Origin of the sequence: Galbibacter sp. PAP.153 (assembly GCF_037029175.1) — a bacterium.
Taxonomy (GTDB): domain Bacteria; phylum Bacteroidota; class Bacteroidia; order Flavobacteriales; family Flavobacteriaceae; genus Galbibacter; species Galbibacter pacificus.
Map to the genome: position 1 here is coordinate 1 of NZ_JAZEUN010000068.1, position 714 is coordinate 714.

Annotated in this window: 1 protein-coding gene; it reads right to left on the reverse strand. The window is 48.5% G+C overall.

The features are described from left to right. Positions 1-350: 350 nt before the first annotated feature. On the reverse strand, positions 351-714 hold a 364-nt coding region (locus UXI14_RS18065), incomplete at its 5' end, for a MauE/DoxX family redox-associated membrane protein (RefSeq protein WP_335967370.1).

Here is a 714-nt window from a genome sequence, read left to right on the forward strand (position 1 = left end):
GCCCTCACAATCAACATTTACTGATTGCCAATTTCCCGGAGATGCTTCATAATATCCTTGTACAACGGTTTTATTTGCGTCCACAAACGCAAACGACATTCCAATGGCCATAATAAAGGCCAACATCGGTAACATTAATTTTAAATTTTTCATGATTAAAATAATTTTAATTGTTAATACTATGCCTACTTCTATGGGGGCAGGTTTTCGGCGTTTTCTTCCCTGCTTTTGTTGCGCAACAAAATATCGTGGCGCCTAAAAAGGGTCTAGGCGGACTTATAAACAATCGAGCAGGAACGGGGAATACACGGGACAGCCCATCGGGGGCCGTATTGCTGCCCCGACGTACTTTAGGGGAACGCCGGTTTCTTTTTCCCGTACAGCCCTATACCGGTTATAGCCAGTAAGATGAGCACTGTATTGAGCACCAGGTGCTGCGGCCAGGATAACAGCGTGATCACCCCGCCACAGGAGCATGGGACATAGGGGCTGAAAAATACGATGCCCGCTACATAAAGGGTGAAAAACACCATAAGGGCAAGGGCGCCGTAAAGGCCCTTGAGCCGGGTGGCGGGCCAAGCAATCAGGGCGGCCACTGCAATTTCCAAGAGGGGTACCGCCCAACTGAGCACAATGGCTATTGCTTTGCCGGGGATAATAGGGGAATTGTTCAGGTTATTGAAAAAACGGTCCCCTTCCATAAGTTTGGTCGCC